The following is a 16,388-nucleotide window of genomic DNA, read 5'->3' on the forward strand; positions in this document are numbered from 1 at the left end:
CGGTTTCAGGCGCTGACGGCGGCCGCTGGCTGGGCACCACGCCGCAGCACCAGACCACCAAACAGCGTCGCCAGTATGTACATGCTGACCGAGTAGATGGCCGCAGGCAGTGCCAGCTGAAAGTTGCCCAGCACCGACAGCGCGATGAAGATGGCCAGCGTGGAGTTGTGGATGCCGATCTCGAAACTGATGGCCGTGGCCATGGACTTGTCGAGCCCCGCCGCCCGCGACAGGTAGTACCCCGACGCAAGACTGATCGCATTGAACAACAACACGGCCGGACCGATGCCCGCGAAGGACTCGACCAGCGCCGTCCACTCCTTGGCAATCGCAATCAGCGCAAAAGCGGCCAGCACCACGGCGCTGAAAATCTTCATGGGCTTTTCCATGCGGGCGCTGAAGGCCGGCGCGCGCCGGTGCACCGCCATGCCCAGCACCACCGGCACGAGCACGATGATGATCACCTCGACCACCTTGCCAAACTGCAGCGGCACCACCTGGCCCGTGTGCGCAAAGGTGTTGATCGCCCAGTTGGTGATGAGCGGCAGGCTCACGATGGACAACACGGTGTTGATGGCGGTGAGCGAGATGTTCATCGCCACATTGCCACCAAAAAGGTGGCTGAACAGGTTGGCCGACACCCCACCCGGTGAAGCCGCCAGCAGCATCAGCCCCACCGCGTAGAGCGGCGCCACGCCCAGCAGCACGATGAGGGCGTAACAGGCCGATGGCAGCACCAGCACCTGCAGCACCAGGGCCAGCACCACGGCACGCGGATGCTGCAGCAGGCGCTTGAAGTCGCCCACCGTGAGCGAAAGGCCCAGGCCGAACATGACCAGCCCCAGGGCGATGAACAACAAGGTGGGAAGTATGGAAACAAAGCTCATGGGTCACGCGCGGGGCTTATGCAGGTGCCTGGCCGGTGCGCAGTCGCACCGGGCCGCTGCGCTGCTCGATCGCCGCCTGCACTTCCTTGCGCAAACCCAGCGCAAAGGCCCACTCGGCCACCACAAACAGCGGGCCGACGATCAGGCCCACCAAGTCGTCCACAAACGCGGGCTTGCGACCTTCGTAGTAGTGGCCCACGAACTGAATCACCCAGCCCACCGCAAACAAGCCGATGCCCGTGGCCAGCCACACCGCCATGCTCTGCAAAGCTACCCACTGCCCCCCCACCAGCATGGCCGCCAGCAGGGTCGCCATGGCCAGGCCAAAACGCATATCCAGCCGGAAGTAGAAGACGCTGGCCGCCAGCGCAGCGAACAGCGCAGGGCTCAGCGGCAACGCGCCCGCCATCCAGGTCGGGCGAGACAGCAGGATGACCACCGCAAACATGATCATCGGGACGCCCACAAAATGAGTGTGGATGTTGCGCGGGTCGCGGTGGTAGTCGGCGTACTGCGCAAGGTGGTCGATCAGGGTTTTCATGGGTGTCTCCGGCTGTTGTTTTGAGCAGCATCAATACTCCCCCCGGGGCATTGCCAGCGTCTGTCGTGCAGACGACAAAAAGGCACACTCCCACGGCACCGCCCCACCCTGCCTCGCGCCCAATCTGCACTGCATGACCGACCCCGCCACCTATCTGCCCGTCCTCCAGTCCGGCCGCTGGTTTGCCCACCTGCCGCCCGACTTTGCCCAGCCGCTGCTGGCCATGGCACAGGTGCGCCATTTGCAGACGGGCGAAGTGCTGTTTCTGCGTGGCGATTCGCCCTGCGGGCTGTATGCGGTGGTGCGCGGCGCGGTCAGCATCTCGGGCACGGGCGGCCGGGCCGACGAGGCGCGGGCCGCGCTGCTGATCCGCCTGGAGCCGCCGCACTGGTTTGGCGAAATCTCGGTGTTCGACAACTCCGCACGCACGCACGACGCGCAGGCCACCGAGCCCACCACGCTGCTGCACATTCCGCACGAGCGGCTGCAGGCGTGGCTGCAGACCCACCCGCAGCACTGGCATGCCCTCGCGCTGCTGCTCACCGACAAGCTGCGCTCGGCCTTTGTGGCCATGGAAGAGCTGGCCCTGTTGCCTGCGCCACAACGCCTGGCGCGCCGCCTGGTGATGATGGCCGAGGGCTACGGCCAGTGGACGGCCGAGGGGCGGTCGCGCCGCGTGCTGTCCATATCCCAAGAGCAGTTGTCGCTGATGCTGGCCATCTCGCGCCAAACCACTAACCAGATCCTCAAGGACCTGGAATCGCGCCACCTGGTGCGCGTGCAACGCGGCGAGCTGGAGATTCTGGACCTGGCGGCGCTGCGCGCCACCTGCTATTGAATTGCTATTAAATATATAGCTACTAGTGCTTTATCAACAAGCGCCAGAAGCATTTTTTACTTGAATAATAAGCACACATTTCATTTCCGGGCAAAATGACGGCCATGCAACTGAACTACATCGCCAACGCCTCGGTGCCGTCCGCCTCGGGCCGCACGATTGCCATGATCGACCCGTCCGACGGCCAGCCCTTCGACGAGATCCAGCGCAGCAACGCCGACGACATCGACGCGGCGGTGCATGCGGCCCGCCAGTGCTACAACGCGGTGTGGCAGAAGTTGGCCCCGGTGGAGCGCGGCCGACTGCTGCAAAAGCTCTCGGCCAAGATCCTGGAGCATGCGGACGAGCTGACGGCGCTGGAGCAGCGCGACTGCGGCAAGCCCACCAAGCAGGCACGCGCCGACGCGATTGCGCTGGCGCGCTACTTCGAGTTCTACGCTGGGGCGTGCGACAAGTTCCATGGCGAGACCATCCCCTACCCCGACGGCTACAGCGTGCTGACCTGGCGCGAGCCCCACGGCGTCACGGGCCATGTGATCCCCTGGAACTACCCCATGCAGATCTTCGGCCGCAGCGTGGGCGGCGCGCTGGCGGCGGGCAATGTGTGCGTGGTCAAGCCTGCTGAGGACGCCTGCCTGTCTCTGATCCGCGTGGCGCAGCTCGCGGCCGAGGTGGGCTTTCCCTCCGGCGCGCTCAACATCGTCACCGGCTACGGCCATGAGGTGGGCGACGCATTGGCGCGCCACCCCGGCATCGACCACATCAGCTTCACCGGCAGCCCCAAGATCGGCACGCTGATCCAACAGGTGGCCGCCGAGCGCCACTGCCCCGTGACGCTGGAGCTGGGCGGAAAAAGCCCGCAGATCATCTTTGCGGATGCGGACCTCGATGCCGCCATCCCCGTGGTCATCAACGCCATCGTGCAGAACGCCGGGCAGACCTGCTCGGCCGGCTCGCGCGTGCTGATCGACTCGCTGATTTATGAACCCCTGCTGGAGCGCCTGGGCAAGGCGTTTGAAAAGTTGCGCGTCGGCCCCGCCGCCATGGACCTGGACGTGGGCCCGCTGATCCGCCAGACGCAGCAGCAGCGCGTGTGGGACTTTCTGTCGGACGCGCAAGTGGCCGGCATCCCCATGGTGGCCCAGGGCGTGGTGGTGGACGAAGCGCCCGAGACCGGCTACTACCAGGCCCCGACCCTGCTGCGCGATGTACCGGTAGGCCACCGCCTTGCGCAGGAGGAAGTGTTCGGCCCCGTGCTGTCGGCCATGGCCTTCCAGGACGAAGACCATGCGGTGGAGCTGGCCAACGCCACGCAATTCGGCCTGGTGGCCGGCATCTGGACGCGTGACGGCGCGCGCCAGTTCCGCATGGCCAAGCGTGTGCACAGCGGCCAGGTGTTCATCAACAACTACGGCGCGGCCGGCGGTGTGGAGTTGCCGTTTGGCGGCGTCAAATCCAGCGGCTATGGACGCGAAAAGGGCTTTGAGGCGCTGTACGGCTTCACCACCTTGAAGACCGTTGCCATCAAATATGGATAACCCCCTGTGTCGCTGCGCGCCTTCCCCCTTGGGGGGACGCCGCCAGCGCGGCGGGGCGGCCCTTGCGCGGCGGCCCTGGCGTAGGCCGCGCCAGTTCCAGTCTCTCGCTACCTAGTCACCATAAAAAAACGCATGCCCCTGAGTCCCCCCGTCCCCCGCACCCTGAAACATGTCCGCCGGGTGAACTACCAGGGCTTTGAACGCGACGATGGACTGTGGGACATTGAAGGCGAGCTGCACGACAGCAAGGCCTACGACGCCACCTCTTTTCGCGACCCCACCAAACAGCGCCTCGCGGGCGAGGCCATCCACCACATGTGGCTGCGCGTGACCGTGAACCGCCAGCTGGTGGTGCAGGCGATCGATGTGGCGATGGATTCGCACCCGCTCCAGGGCTGCACCGAGGCCCAAACTGCACTGCAGCACATGGTGGGCTGCAGCATGGCGCGCGGCTGGCGCCAGTCCATCCAGAAGCACCTGGGCGGCGTGGCGAGCTGTACCCACCTGCGCGAGCTGTTGTTCAACCTGGCCACCGCGGCGTTCCAGTCGGTGCCCGCCGTGTTTTCGTCCAGCCACCCCGACGAGCCACCGCGCCACCTGGGCCAGTGCACGGGGTGGGACTTCAACGGCCAGGGGGTCAAAGAGTTCTTTCCGCAGTTCTATGGCAGGGAGCCCAAGGCACCCGCCCCGGCAGCCCCTACGGCTCCTGCCACTGAAATTTCAGCCCCATCGGGCGCTAGCGCTAGTTGAATATGCGCTGCTAGCTATCAATTTTGATATATCACCACAACCCATCGGAGACACCCATGCGTGTGCAGAACAAATCCCTCATCGTCACCGGCGCTGGCAACGGCATTGGCGAAGGCATCGCCAAACGCCTGGCCGCAGAGGGCGGCAAGGTCATCGTCAACGACATCAATGAAGCCGGTGGCCAGCGCGTGGTGGCTGAGATCACGGCCGCCGGCGGCACCGCCGCGTTCTTCAAGGCCGACGTGACGAAGTCCGCCGAAGTGAAGGCGATGGTCGACGAAGCCGTGCGCCTGTACGGCCGCCTGGACGTGGTGGTGAACAACGCAGGCTGGACGCACCGCAACCGCCCCATGCTCGAAGTGAGCGAGGACGAGTTCGACAAGGTCTATGCCATCAACATGAAGAGCATCTACCTGTCGGCCATCCACGCCGTGCCTGCATTGCGCCAAGCCGGTGGTGGCAGCATCATCAACATCGCCTCCACCGCCGGGCTGCGTCCGCGCCCAGGCTTGACCTGGTACAACGGCTCCAAGGGCGCCGTCATCATCACCAGCAAGTCCATGGCGGCCGAGCTGGGCCCGGACAACATCCGCGTGAACTGCATCAACCCCGTGTTCAACCCCGACACCGGACTGGCCGCCGAGTTTGCGGGCGGCCCGGTGGACGAGGCGCGCCGTGCCAAGTTTCTGGCCACCATTCCGCTGGGGCGCTTCTCCACCGCACTGGACGTGGCGAATGCGGCGCTGTACCTGGCCAGCGACGAGGCGTCGTTCATCAGCGGCGTGTGCATCGAGGTGGATGGCGGACGCTGCGTGTAAAGGCCCCGAGCGCGCTCGCAAGCCACCATCACTTGCGTTTGCGCGCGCGCCCAATCCGCACCAAGGCAGTGCGGATTGATTTGACGGTCTTGAAACCGCTGCCTATAGTGCCGCCGATGTTTGCGAGCCACTCCACCGCCACGACCGCCAGCGCCACAGCGCCGCTGCGCCGTGCCGCGCGCTCGCAGGCCACGCTCCAGGCCGGTGACCGCCAAGTCTGCACCCTCGCTGCAGATTCCTGAGCCCGGCGACACCCCCTCCCCTCCGCATTCTTTTCGCGCACCTCCTGTCGCCGGGCCCCACGCCCAGCGCCAGCTTGCGCCTTGGCAACCGCTGGGGCGCGGACGTCAGGAGTGTCCATGCCCCCGTTCCCTTCGGGCGAGATTTCGCTCGCCCCATGCGCCCTTGCGCACAGCCTGCCCGCCGATGAGGCCATCGCCAACGCGTCTGCCGCCACCGACATCACCCGCCACTTCATCCGCGCCAAGCGGCCTTGTGCCGATGGTTACCGCTGGTACCTGCGCCGCCAGGAGGGCGCCAGCAACTACCAGGCGCTGCTGGACGACCTGGTGCGCGAAGGCCGCGTGGAAGACGCGTGCTGGATGCTGGACCAGTTCGGCCCCACCAACGACGTGCTGGAGGTGGACCACCTGGTGGCAGACGCGCTGGTGTTTGCGGGCAGCGTGCGCTGCCGGGGCCATGCCGACGTGGAGGGTGTGCTGCGCACCGGCCGCAGCCTGAGCGTGCTGGGCGGCCTGCGGGTGGGCGGCGCGCTGCGCGTGGGCGAAGACCTGCGCGTGGCGGGCGCGGTGCGCTGCGAGGGCAGCGCGCGGCTGCACGGCGATGCGCGCGTGGGCTGGTCGCTGACAGTGGCGCAGCGACTGCAGTGCACAGGCAGCCTGCGTGTGGGCGGCGAGCTGGACTGCGGGGCTGCCGCCCACGTCGGTGGCCACTGCCGGGTGACCCAGGATCTGCGGGTGGTAGGCGACCTGGGTTGCGACGGCGGCATCAAGGTGGGTGGCCACTTGCAAACCGATGCTGCCGTGCAGGCTGCCCGGGGCGTGTGGGTAACGGGCGACGTGGACTGCAAGGGCCACCTGCAAGTGGGCTGGGGTGTGCGGGCCGGTGGGCACATTCACGCCGGAGGGGCCATCCGTGCGGGCGAGAGCCTGTGGGCGGGCGAAACCATTGCGGCGGGTGAGGCCTACGGCGTATACGCAGGCCTGGTGGTGCCGCTGCCCGACTGGCCCCACAGCGCCCAGGTGTGCGCCCGCGAACAGCCTGCACGCCTGCTGAGCGGCTGCTGGACCGATGGCCAGGGGAACACGCCATGATGGCCATCGCCTGCAGCCTGTGCGACCCACGCGACGCCACCGTCATCGCCAACACGTGTCCCGGCCAGGGCTTGCTGGGCCGGTGGGCCGAGCGGCTGACCGAACTGCGCATCGACGTGGATCTGTCGGGCCGCGACATCCAGCGCGAGTTCGAGGCGCTGTACGACCGCATCCGCACCAACCACCGCACGCGCGATGCGATGCAGCCGTTGCCCTTGCATCTGCATGGGCTGGTGTTTCGCCTGCGCGAGGCCGACGGCGAATACTTTGTGTATGCCATCGACCCGCAGCGCAACCGCATCGTGGCCTACACCGTGTTCAACCGGCTGGTCGAGGTGGACCGCCGCACCGACCGCCACCTGCGTGCGCCCCACACCAAGGTGGTGGACGGCTACCGCCGCATGGGCATTGCATCCGCCATCTACCGATGGTGGCTGGACTCAGGGAGGAGCCTGATAACAGGCGCACGCCAGTCGGCCGGCGCCCATGGCCTGTGGATGGCCCTGGCACGCGACTACGAACTGGCAGCGGCGCGCATCGACACCCACAAACGCGTCCAGCAGCTGCCGCTTCCACCTCCCCCAGGGTTTTTCAACGCGCTGGACACCCGGCTGGTGCTGGTGGGGCGCGATTGCCGCCTGGCGGACTTCATGCAGCATGCGGGCTGGGGCGGCTGATCGGGTGACCCCGGCCGCTCCCTGCCTCTCAGCCCAGCACCTCGCGCAGGGCAGCGTCGTACAGGCCGGTGAGCTTGTCCATCACCCCCAGCAGGCGTTCGCTGGTGGTGGCCACGGCGTTCAGCCCCGCGTCATCGGCCGGGCGGCGCAGCGCGGATTCAAAAAACAGCCACTGTGAGTCGGCCAACTCCAGCTCGTTGCGGATGGACGATGTGGACACGGGCGCCGCCTTCAATGTCTGCAAGGCCTGGCGGAAGTCCGCCGCATCGGACGCCAGCTGCGCCTGCACCACCTTGGAATCCACCTTGGCAGCACTCAAAAAGTAGTTCTTGGCCAGGCGCTGCGACAGCATGCGCTGGCGGCCCGCCAGGTTCACCAGGCGGGCACTGGGGGCCTGTGCCATTTTTTCGATGGCCTCGGTCACGGCCTGCGCAATGAGCAGCGTTCGATCGGCCTGTTCCGATGCCGCCGCTACCAGGGCCGTGGTCGTGGCGGGCGCCGAAGTCATCTGGTTGAGCAGGGAAAACTGCTTTTGCACTTCTGCCAGCTGCCGCCCGACTTCTGCAGGCCACTGGCCCGACTGCATGCCTCGGGCCAGTTCGCCGCTGCCCGTCTGCACCATCTTGCGCGCCAAACCCATCACATCCACCGCCGCAGCAGGCAGCACCTGCAGGTACTGCTGGCAATAGGCCTTGGCCATGCGCTGCGACAGTGCACGAAACCAGCCCGCATAGTTGATGGCCCCCGACAACCCCATCTGCGCCTGGGCTCCAGTCGCCCAAGTTGCCCAGGTGGGCAGCAGAACACCCGCCGCCACCCGCTGAAGGGCCACACGGCGCTGGCATGGCGTGGCATCGGCAGAAAATTCGCGCGTCAACATGGGAATCCCCTTGAAATCGAATAGGCAGATTGTTGCAACGCAGCAACCAGAGCGCCCTGCGCCATGTCAAAGGCGGGCCATACCAGCGCCTGGGCAAAACTTGACCGCGATCAACTCCGCGCGCAGGGGCTTGCCCCCTCTGCAGGCCCCCTTGCGGCAAAATCACGCCATGGCCGAACGTGTGATTCCTCTGGTGGACCAACGCATCGCCGCTCTGGCGGCGCGGGTGCCCACACACCCCGTGGCCCCCACAGGCCTGCTCACCGACACCCGGGGCCGCCCGCTGCGTGACCTGCGCATCAGCGTGACGGACCGCTGCAACTTCCGCTGCAACTACTGCATGCCCAAGGAAGTGTTCGACAAGGACTACCCCTACCTGCCGCACGGCGCGCTGCTGAGCTTTGAGGAGATCACGCGGCTGGCAAAGCTCTTCCTGGCGCATGGCGTGCGCAAGATCCGCCTGACCGGTGGCGAGCCCCTGCTGCGCAAGAACCTGGAAGCGCTGGTGGCGCAGCTGGCCCAGCTGCGCACGGTGGACGGGCTGGCGCCCGACCTCACGCTGACCACCAACGGATCGCTGCTGGCGCGCAAGGCCAAAGCGCTGAAAGACGCGGGCCTGAACCGCGTGACCGTGAGCCTCGACGGCCTGGACGACGCCGTGTTTCGCCGCATGAACGATGTGGACTTTCCGGTGGCCGACGTGCTGGCGGGCATCGAAGCGGCACACGCCGCCGGGCTGTCGCACATCAAGGTCAACATGGTGGTCAAGCGCGGCACCAACGACCACGAAATTTTGCCCATGGCCCGCCACTTCCGGGGCACGGGCACCACGCTGCGTTTCATCGAATACATGGACGTGGGCGCCACCAACGGCTGGCGCATGGACGAAGTGCTGCCCTCGGCCGAGCTGATCGAGCGCCTGCGCGCCGAGCTGCCGCTGGTGCAGCTCGACCCGAGCAGCCCCGGCGAAACCGCCGAGCGCTGGGGCTATGCCAATGCCGCAGGCCAATATGACCCCGCCCTGGGCGAGGTGGGCGTGATCAGCAGCGTGACCCAGGCCTTCTGCCACGACTGCAACCGCGCGCGCCTGTCCACCGAAGGCAAGTTGTACCTGTGCCTGTTTGCCTCCGAAGGCTACGACCTGCGCACCCTGCTGCGCGGCGGCGCCAGCGACGAAGCGATCGCCTCGGCCATCGCGCCCATCTGGCAGCAGCGCGCTGACCGCTACTCCGAGCTGCGCAGCACCCTGCCGGCAGACAATACGCCAGGGGTGCGGCGTGTGGAAATGAGCTACATCGGCGGGTAAGCAAAGTGCCGACTTTTTAGGGCACCATCGGTGGCTTCGGTCCTCGCGTTGTCCTTACAGCCACCCATGTCCCTTCAACCCAAACACCGCGCACTGTTTCTGGCCAACGCTGCCGTTCTGGTCACCCACCAGATCGACGCCGCGTACTGGCACGAGTGGGAGCTGTTTCACATCCCCGGCGGCAACCAGGTCAACTTGCTGCTGAACCTGCCCATCATTGCGCTGGTGCTGTACGCGCAGTCGCAAGTGGCCCGTGGCGAGGATTCAGCGGCCCTGATGTTCTACAAACTCATGCCTTGCCTCGGTGCCTTGACCGTGGTGATCCACGGGCTGTTTTTTGCCCTGGGACATGAGGCCTTTGTACAACCTGTGTCCCTGGGCCTGCTGGTCGGCACGGCTGTCCTTTCCTGCCTGCAGTTGACCGCGCTGCGTACCCGGCCGCTGCGGTAGCCCTCTATTTCACGCTCCATCGCGCGCACCATGACCAAGATTGACACCCAAGACATTACCGGCATCGTCCTTGCCGGCGGCCGCGGCTCCCGCATGGGCGGGGTCGACAAAGGCCTGCAGAACTTTCGGGGCCTGCCCCTGGCCCTGCACACCCTGATGCGACTACAGATGCAGACCGGCGCCACCATGGTCAACGCCAATCGCAATCTGGCCGCCTACGAAGCCTTCGGCGCACCGGTGTGGCCCGACGTGCTGAGCGACTATGCCGGGCCGCTAGCAGGTTTTTTGACAGGACTGGAGCGTTGCGAAACGCCCTGGCTGCTGACAGTGCCCTGCGACACCCCGCTGTTCCCCCTGGACCTGGCCCAGCGCCTGGCGGCGGCGGCTGACGCCCAGGACGCCGACATCGCCATGGCCGCAGCGCCCGAGGACGATGGCACGGGCCGCACCACCGTGCGCACCCAGCCGGTGTTCTGCCTGCTGCGCGTGGACCTGCTCGAAAGCCTGGTCGCTTTCACCCAGGCCGGTGGCCGCAAGATTGATGCATGGACGGCACAGCACCGCTGCGCCATCGTGCCGTTTGACCAGCCCGGCGACGACCCCAAGGCCTTTTTCAACGCCAACACGCTGGCTGAGCTGCACGCGCTGGAAAGCGCGAGCGCACCGCAGGCCTGACACGCACCGCTGCGATGAACGCGCATACGCCTGCGGTCGCCCGTGCAGTGTTGATCCGCCCGTTGGTCGCATCGGACGCTGTGGCCTACAAAGCCCTTCGCGACGAGGCGTTGCGCACCGCGCCGGATGCGTTCACGTCCGACTACGAATCCTCGGTGGGCCGCGATGCCAGCGAGTACGTGGCGCGTTTTGGCGCGCCGGAGTCGGGTCAGTTCTTCCTCGGCGCCTTCGATGCCGCAGGCCAGCTGGTCGGCTGCCTGGGCTGTGAGCGCGAGCAACGCACCAAGCAGCGGCACCTCGCCACGCTGGTAGGCATGATGGTTGCGCCACAAGCCCAGCGCCAGGGCATCGGCCAGCAGCTGGTAGCCGCCTGTGTTGAGGCCGCCAGCCGCGTGCCCGGACTGACCCAGCTGGTGCTGACGGTCACGGCCTCCAACACGCATGTCGTGCGCTTGTACGAGCAGGCCGGGTTCCGCGCCTGGGGCCTGCTGCCCCACGCCATCGTGGTGGACGGCGTTGGCTTTGACAAGCTGCACATGGTGCGCGTGCTGTACGACTGATTGAAAGCTACTGAGACCCATGAAAACCATTGCCCAGATTGCCGCCGAACTGCAAGGCTACGACCCGCAGGCCCTGAGCGCTGCCGATGTGAACACGTTCTTGGAACGGCTGGTCGAGCCCGTGAGCGCCACCGAAGACTTGCCCCTCTTCAGCGCCCTGGGCCGTGTGCTGGCGCAGGACGTGATTTCACCCATCAGCGTGCCACCCCACGACAACTCGGCCATGGACGGCTATGCGTTTGCGGGCGACCAACTGGTCGCAGGCCAGCCTCTCACGCTGCGCGTGGTGGGCACGGCGCTGGCGGGCAAAGCCTGGGTGGGCACCGTGGCGGCGGGCGAGTGCGTCAAGATCATGACCGGCGCCATCATGCCCACGGGACTCGATACCGTGGTGCCGCAGGAGTTCACCACGGCCGCCGCAGCTGACGGTCACATCACCATCGCGGCCGATGTGCTCAAGACCGGCGACAACCGCCGCTTCAAGGGCGAAGACCTGATGGAGGGTAGCGTGGCGCTGGCCAAGGGCACGCTGCTGGCGCCTGCTGCGCTGGGCCTGGTCGCCAGCCTGGGCCTGCCAACCGTCACGGTGTACCGCCGCCTGCGCGTGGCGTATTTCTCGACCGGCGACGAGATCCTGAGCCTCGGCGAGCCACCCCGCGAAGGCGCCGTGTACGACAGCAACCGCTACACCGTGTTCGGCCTGCTCACGCGGCTGGGCGTGGAGGTGATCGACCTGGGCGTGGTGCGCGACGAACCCGCACTGCTGGAGGCGGCCTTTCGCGACGCAGCGCAGCGCGCGGACGCCATCATCACCAGCGGCGGCGTGAGCGTGGGCGAGGCCGACCACACACGCACCATGATGAAAAAGCTGGGCGACGTGGCCTTCTGGCGCATTGCCATGCGCCCGGGCCGCCCCATGGCGGTGGGGAGCATTGCCGCCCCAGAAAATCAAGCCAAATTGGCCTCTAGCGCTTATCCATCAAGCGCCAGAAGCTATCAAAATGATAACCAACCACCCCACAGCGGCGCGGTACTGTTCGGCCTGCCCGGCAACCCCGTGGCCGTGATGGTGACCTTTCTCGCCTTTGTGCGCCCCGCCCTGCTGCGCATGATGGGCAGCACACAATCCGCCCCGCCGCTGCTGCGCGCCATCAGCACCGAAGCCATGCGCAAGAAGCCGGGCCGCACCGAATACCAGCGCGGCACCGTGACCACCGCAGCCGACGGCACGCTGCAGGTGCGCACTACGGGCAACCAGGGCTCGGGTGTGCTCCGCTCGATGGTGCAGGCCAACGGACTCATCGTGCTGCACCACGGCCAGGGCAACGTGGCCGTGGGCGACACGGTGGATGTGATGGTGTTTGACGGCGTTATTTGACCCCCTGAGTCGCTTCGCGCCTTCCCCCAGGGGGGCCGACGCCTTCACTGCGGGGCGGCCCTTGCTAAGCATCCCTCACAGGAGCCGCGCCCTTGGCACCCCGCGCGGGCGAAGCACAGCACAATGGCTCTTTTCATTTGCACCCGTTTGGAAATCTTGCGCCTATGCCCTACACCGCCCAGCACCTTGCGCAACCCCCATCCCGTGACGAGGTGGACCGCCTGACAGGCGCCGCCGTTGTGGAATTTGGCACCCCCTGGTGCGGCCACTGCCAGCGCGCGCAGCCACTGATCGAACAAGCGCTGAAGGACCGCGCAGACGTAGCGCACATCAAGGTGGAAGATGGCCCCGGCCAGCGCCTGGGTCGCACCTTCGGCGTCAAGCTGTGGCCCACGCTGGTGTTCTTGAAGGACGGCAAGGAGGTCGCTCGCCTGGTGCGGCCGCAGGGGCAGCAAGACGTTCTGGACGCCGTAAACACCGTCTCGGCACCTGCATGAGGCACGCGTTCGACTCCGAATAGGAAGAAGCCCCATCGGGGCTTCTTATTGGGTCGCAACGCTCCGCCATTGGGGCTCCGCATGGCTACTTGGCCACGTAATCGTGCGGCGGGTGCAGCGGATGCTCAGGCTCCTCGGCAGCCACGGCCGTGTTCGCACCCGGCACTGCCTTGCGCGCAAACAGGGTGTACATGGTGGGCACCACAAAGATCGTGAGCAGCGTGCCCAGCGACATGCCTCCCACAATCACCCAGCCGATCTGCGTGCGCGTCTCGGCGCCCGCGCCTGAAGCCATCGCGAGCGGGATGGCTCCCAGCACCATGGCGCCGGTGGTCATCAGGATGGGGCGCAGGCGCTGGGCCGAGGCCTTGACGAGCGCATCCACCATCTCCATGCCCTGCTCACGCAGCTGGTTGGTGAACTCCACGATCAAGATACCGTGTTTGGTGATGAGCCCCACCAGCGTGATCAGCCCGATCTGCGAATACACGTTGAGCGAGCCGCCGCTCCACTTGAGCGCCAGCAGCGCACCAATCATCGACAGCGGCACCGAGACCATGATGACCAGCGGGTCGATGAAACTCTCGAACTGCGCGGCCAGCACCAGGAAGATAAAGACCAAGGCCAGTACGAAGACGATGCCAAGCGCCCCCTGCGAGCTCTTGAACTCGCGCGAGGTGCCGTTGAGTTCGGTGGTGTAGCCGGGCTTGAGCACTTTCGCCGCCGTGGCGTCCATGAAGCTCAGCGCCTCGCCCAGCGAGTAGTCAGGCGACAGGTTGGCCGTGATGGTGGCCGAGCGGCGTTGACCAAAGTGGTTCAGCTCGCGCGGGCTCACGCTTTCGCGCACGTTGACCAGGCTGGACAGCGGGATCATGGCTTCGTTGCGGCCGCGCACGTAGATGGTGTCGATGTTCTCGGGCGTGGTGCGGCCCCTGGCCTCGGTCTGCACGATCACGTCGTACTGCTCGGCATCGCGCTTGTAGCGCGTCACTGTGCGCCCTCCCAGCATGGTCTCGATGGCCTTGGCCACCACATCCACGCTCACGCCCAGGTCGGCGGCGCGTTCGCGGTTGACTTCGATGCGCAGCTCGGGCTTGTTCAGCCGCAGGTCCACGTCAGGGCCGACGATGCCGGGGTTCTGCGCGATCTCGGCCATGAAGGCGTTGGTGACGGCGTTGAGGTTTTCGTAGCTGTCCGAGGTCTGGATCACGTAGGTGAGCGGACGCGAGCGAAAGCCCTGACCCAGCGACGGCGGCGTGATGAGAAAGGCGTTGACGCCAGGCAAGCCCGACAACTTGGGCTGCAGTTCGCGCGCCAGCTCCAGCGTGGTGCGGTCACGCTTCTCCCAATCCACAGTGCGGTAGATCACGCTGCCCTGGGCCACGGTGGGGTTGCCGATGTTGGCGAAGATGCGGTCGAACTCGGGGTAGTCCTGGCCGATCTTTTCCAGCTCCAGTGCGTAGCGGTTGGTGTAGTCCAGCGTGGCGCCGTCGGGGGCGGTGACGCTGGCCAGGATGGTGCCTCGGTCTTCCAGCGGCGACAGCTCTTGCCGCATGCTGGGGTACACCACCACCAGCGCCGCACCACTCACCGCCATCACCGCCAGCACGATCCAGCGGGCCTGGAAGATGGCGCCGCGCACGCCCCCGCGCTCGCTGCCCTTGGCCGACCAGCGGGCGGTCACCAGCCACCGCAAAAGGCGGCCATAAGCGTCTGACAAGGCCGTGAGCCAGCGCTCCATCGAGCGGTCGAACCAGTTGGGCTTCGGGTTGTGCTTGAGCAGCAGCGAACACATCATGGGTGACAGCGTCAGCGCCACGAAGCCGGACACCACCACCGCGCCCGCCAAGGCCAATGCGAATTCCACAAACAACCGGCCCGTGCGGCCCGGGGTAAAGGCGAGCGGGGCATACACCGCCACCAGCGTGAGCGTCATGGCCACGATGGCAAAGCCGATTTCGCGCGCGCCCTTGATGGCGGCTGAGAACGGGTCCAGCCCTTCCTCGATGTGACGGTAGATGTTCTCCAGCATCACGATGGCATCGTCCACCACCAGGCCGATGGCCAGCACCAGCGCCAGCAGCGTGAGGGTGTTGATCGAAAAACCCGCCAGCGACATCAGCGCAAAACTGCCCACGAGGCTCACCGGGATGGTGATGATGGGAATGATGGACGCGCGGAAGGTGCGCAGGAACACGAAAATCACCAGGGCCACCAGCACCACGGCCTCGGCAATGGTGGTGTAGACGCTTTTGATGGACCGGTCGATGAACAGCGAGTTGTCGTTGGCAATGTCGATGCCGATGTCCGGTGGCAGGTCGGCCTTGAGCGTGGGCAGCATGGCGCGCACGCCCTGCGACAGCTCCAGCGGGTTCGCAGTGGCCTGGCGGATCACGCCCACGGAAATGGCTTCGCGCCCGTTCAGGCGCACACGGCTGCGGTCGCTGGCGGCGCCCTCTTCCACCCGCGCGACGTCGCGGATACGGACCGGGAAGCCGTTCACGGTGCGGATCACCACCTCGGAAAACTGCGACGGCGTGGCCAGGTCGGTCTGTGAGGTGACGCTGAACTCGCGCTGCTGCGACTCGATGCGGCCTGCGGGCAGCTCCAGGTTGTTGCGGCGGATGGCGTCTTCCACGTCCTGCGTGGTCAGGCGGTAGCCCGCCAAACGCTCGGGGTCCAGCCACACGCGCATGGCGTATTTCCGCTCGCCGTAGATGGGCACATCGGCCACACCGGTCACCGTCTGCAGCCGCGGCTTGACGATGCGGTTGATAAGGTCGTTGATCTCCAGCGGCGTGCGTGTCTCGCTGCTGAAAGCCAGCCACATCACGGGCGAGGCATCGGCCTCCACCTTGGCGATCACGGGCTCATCCACAGCATCGGGCAGGCGGTTGCGCACCCGCGCGGTGCGGTCGCGCACCTCGGCGGCGGCGTTGTCGGCGTCTTTTTCGAGGCGAAAGCGCACGCTGATCTGGCTTTGCTCGGCCCGGCTGATGGAGGTGATGACGTCCACCGCGTCAATGCCCGCAATGGAGTCTTCGAGCGGCTTGGTGACCTGGGATTCGATCACCTCGGCCGACGCGCCCGCATAACGCACGCTGACGGTGACCACGGGTTCGTCGATCTTGGGGTATTCGCGCACCGACAGGCGCGTGAAGCTCACGGCGCCGATCAGCAGCACCAGCAGCGAGAGCACGGTCGCAAAGACCGGTCGGCGTATCGATATTTCAGCGAGTTGCATGGCAGTCCTGGAACT

Annotated in this window: 17 protein-coding genes; 13 read left to right on the plus strand and 4 right to left on the minus strand. The window is 66.3% G+C overall.

All coding sequences use genetic code 11. From position 1 onward, the window contains the following. Positions 1–5 precede the first annotated feature (5 nt). Positions 6–887 carry a bile acid:sodium symporter family protein gene (locus KW832_RS12765; protein WP_121506008.1) on the minus strand — a complete coding sequence of 294 codons (882 nt, stop codon included), beginning with the start codon at positions 885–887 and terminating at the stop codon, positions 6–8. A gap of 16 nt (positions 888–903) precedes the next feature. After that, the gene (locus KW832_RS12770; RefSeq protein ID WP_121420505.1) at positions 904–1,428 is read right to left on the minus strand and encodes a DUF962 domain-containing protein; all 525 of its coding nucleotides are present in this window, start codon (positions 1,426–1,428) and stop codon (positions 904–906) included. Positions 1,429–1,561: 133 nt separating this feature from the next. Here KW832_RS12770 and KW832_RS12775 point away from each other — a divergent pair, with 133 nt between their 5' ends. From KW832_RS12775 to KW832_RS12800, 7 genes are all read left to right on the plus strand, one after another. Continuing rightward, positions 1,562–2,266 (plus strand): Crp/Fnr family transcriptional regulator, encoded by a 705-nt coding sequence (locus tag KW832_RS12775; protein WP_218300165.1) that lies wholly within the window; start codon positions 1,562–1,564, stop codon positions 2,264–2,266. A gap of 104 nt (positions 2,267–2,370) precedes the next feature. After that, a complete protein-coding gene (locus KW832_RS12780; RefSeq protein WP_218300166.1) occupies positions 2,371–3,804 on the plus strand; it encodes an aldehyde dehydrogenase family protein in 1,434 nt (477 codons plus the stop codon). A gap of 132 nt (positions 3,805–3,936) precedes the next feature. Next, the gene (locus KW832_RS12785) at positions 3,937–4,554 is read left to right on the plus strand and encodes a DUF2889 domain-containing protein (RefSeq protein WP_218300167.1); all 618 of its coding nucleotides are present in this window, start codon (positions 3,937–3,939) and stop codon (positions 4,552–4,554) included. Positions 4,555–4,610: 56 nt separating this feature from the next. Continuing rightward, on the plus strand, positions 4,611–5,372 hold the full coding sequence (locus KW832_RS12790; RefSeq protein ID WP_218300168.1) for an SDR family oxidoreductase: 762 nt from the start codon (positions 4,611–4,613) through the stop codon (positions 5,370–5,372). 116 nt (positions 5,373–5,488) lie between these two features. Then, positions 5,489–5,614, plus strand: coding sequence for a hypothetical protein (locus KW832_RS25690; RefSeq protein ID WP_255424236.1), 126 nt, complete (start codon positions 5,489–5,491; stop codon positions 5,612–5,614). A 117-nt stretch (positions 5,615–5,731) separates the two neighbouring features. After that, positions 5,732–6,706 carry a hypothetical protein gene (locus tag KW832_RS12795; protein ID WP_218300169.1) on the plus strand — a complete coding sequence of 325 codons (975 nt, stop codon included), beginning with the start codon at positions 5,732–5,734 and terminating at the stop codon, positions 6,704–6,706. Next, positions 6,703–7,383 carry a hypothetical protein gene (locus KW832_RS12800; protein WP_255577707.1) on the plus strand — a complete coding sequence of 227 codons (681 nt, stop codon included), beginning with the start codon at positions 6,703–6,705 and terminating at the stop codon, positions 7,381–7,383. Before KW832_RS12795 ends, KW832_RS12800 begins: the two co-directional genes overlap by 4 nt. Before the next feature lie 28 nt (positions 7,384–7,411). Here the strand turns inward: KW832_RS12800 and KW832_RS12805 are convergent, their stop codons facing one another. Next, complete coding sequence (locus tag KW832_RS12805; protein WP_218300170.1) at positions 7,412–8,263, minus strand: type IV pili methyl-accepting chemotaxis transducer N-terminal domain-containing protein; 852 nt, start codon at positions 8,261–8,263, stop codon at positions 7,412–7,414. A 169-nt stretch (positions 8,264–8,432) separates the two neighbouring features. Between KW832_RS12805 and moaA the strand changes: the two genes are divergently transcribed. The 6 genes from moaA (at position 8,433) to KW832_RS12835 (ending at position 13,129) form a co-directional block, all read left to right on the plus strand. After that, positions 8,433–9,569, plus strand: coding sequence for a GTP 3',8-cyclase MoaA (gene moaA / locus KW832_RS12810; RefSeq protein WP_218300171.1), 1,137 nt, complete (start codon positions 8,433–8,435; stop codon positions 9,567–9,569). Positions 9,570–9,635: 66 nt separating this feature from the next. Beyond that, positions 9,636–10,019, plus strand: coding sequence for a DUF6713 family protein (locus KW832_RS12815; RefSeq protein ID WP_218300172.1), 384 nt, complete (start codon positions 9,636–9,638; stop codon positions 10,017–10,019). 30 nt (positions 10,020–10,049) lie between these two features. Next, a complete protein-coding gene (mobA, locus tag KW832_RS12820) occupies positions 10,050–10,694 on the plus strand; it encodes a molybdenum cofactor guanylyltransferase MobA (RefSeq protein WP_121505999.1) in 645 nt (214 codons plus the stop codon). 14 nt (positions 10,695–10,708) lie between these two features. Continuing rightward, entirely contained in the window at positions 10,709–11,254 is a 546-nt protein-coding gene (locus KW832_RS12825; RefSeq protein WP_218300173.1) for a GNAT family N-acetyltransferase, read from the plus strand. A 19-nt stretch (positions 11,255–11,273) separates the two neighbouring features. Beyond that, complete coding sequence (locus KW832_RS12830; protein ID WP_218300174.1) at positions 11,274–12,632, plus strand: molybdopterin molybdotransferase MoeA; 1,359 nt, start codon at positions 11,274–11,276, stop codon at positions 12,630–12,632. A gap of 164 nt (positions 12,633–12,796) precedes the next feature. Then, positions 12,797–13,129 (plus strand): thioredoxin family protein, encoded by a 333-nt coding sequence (locus KW832_RS12835; protein WP_218300177.1) that lies wholly within the window; start codon positions 12,797–12,799, stop codon positions 13,127–13,129. A gap of 85 nt (positions 13,130–13,214) precedes the next feature. Here the strand turns inward: KW832_RS12835 and KW832_RS12840 are convergent, their stop codons facing one another. After that, entirely contained in the window at positions 13,215–16,373 is a 3,159-nt protein-coding gene (locus KW832_RS12840) for an efflux RND transporter permease subunit (protein WP_218300179.1), read from the minus strand. Between the last annotated feature and the right edge of the window lie 15 nt (positions 16,374–16,388).

The sequence above is a fragment of the Acidovorax sp. sif0632 genome (assembly GCF_019218805.1).
GTDB classification, from domain to species: domain Bacteria; phylum Pseudomonadota; class Gammaproteobacteria; order Burkholderiales; family Burkholderiaceae_C; genus Acidovorax; species Acidovorax facilis.

Bases quoted from the DNA above. Each gene is read 5' to 3' on its own strand.
- KW832_RS25690 (WP_255424236.1), top strand. From the start codon at position 5,489: ATGTTTGCGAGCCACTCCACCGCCACGACCGCCAGCGCCACAGCGCCG.
- KW832_RS12830 (WP_218300174.1), top strand. From the start codon at position 11,274: ATGAAAACCATTGCCCAGATTGCCGCCGAACTGCAAGGCTACGACCCG.
- KW832_RS12800 (WP_255577707.1), top strand. From the start codon at position 6,703: ATGATGGCCATCGCCTGCAGCCTGTGCGACCCACGCGACGCCACCGTC.
- KW832_RS12790 (WP_218300168.1), top strand. From the start codon at position 4,611: ATGCGTGTGCAGAACAAATCCCTCATCGTCACCGGCGCTGGCAACGGC.
- KW832_RS12770 (WP_121420505.1), bottom strand. From the start codon at position 1,428: ATGAAAACCCTGATCGACCACCTTGCGCAGTACGCCGACTACCACCGC.
- KW832_RS12785 (WP_218300167.1), top strand. From the start codon at position 3,937: ATGCCCCTGAGTCCCCCCGTCCCCCGCACCCTGAAACATGTCCGCCGG.
- moaA (WP_218300171.1), top strand. From the start codon at position 8,433: ATGGCCGAACGTGTGATTCCTCTGGTGGACCAACGCATCGCCGCTCTG.
- KW832_RS12805 (WP_218300170.1), bottom strand. From the start codon at position 8,263: ATGTTGACGCGCGAATTTTCTGCCGATGCCACGCCATGCCAGCGCCGT.
- KW832_RS12835 (WP_218300177.1), top strand. From the start codon at position 12,797: ATGCCCTACACCGCCCAGCACCTTGCGCAACCCCCATCCCGTGACGAG.
- KW832_RS12765 (WP_121506008.1), bottom strand. From the start codon at position 887: ATGAGCTTTGTTTCCATACTTCCCACCTTGTTGTTCATCGCCCTGGGG.
- KW832_RS12825 (WP_218300173.1), top strand. From the start codon at position 10,709: ATGAACGCGCATACGCCTGCGGTCGCCCGTGCAGTGTTGATCCGCCCG.
- mobA (WP_121505999.1), top strand. From the start codon at position 10,050: ATGACCAAGATTGACACCCAAGACATTACCGGCATCGTCCTTGCCGGC.
- KW832_RS12840 (WP_218300179.1), bottom strand. From the start codon at position 16,373: ATGCAACTCGCTGAAATATCGATACGCCGACCGGTCTTTGCGACCGTG.
- KW832_RS12780 (WP_218300166.1), top strand. From the start codon at position 2,371: ATGCAACTGAACTACATCGCCAACGCCTCGGTGCCGTCCGCCTCGGGC.
- KW832_RS12795 (WP_218300169.1), top strand. From the start codon at position 5,732: ATGCCCCCGTTCCCTTCGGGCGAGATTTCGCTCGCCCCATGCGCCCTT.
- KW832_RS12815 (WP_218300172.1), top strand. From the start codon at position 9,636: ATGTCCCTTCAACCCAAACACCGCGCACTGTTTCTGGCCAACGCTGCC.
- KW832_RS12775 (WP_218300165.1), top strand. From the start codon at position 1,562: ATGACCGACCCCGCCACCTATCTGCCCGTCCTCCAGTCCGGCCGCTGG.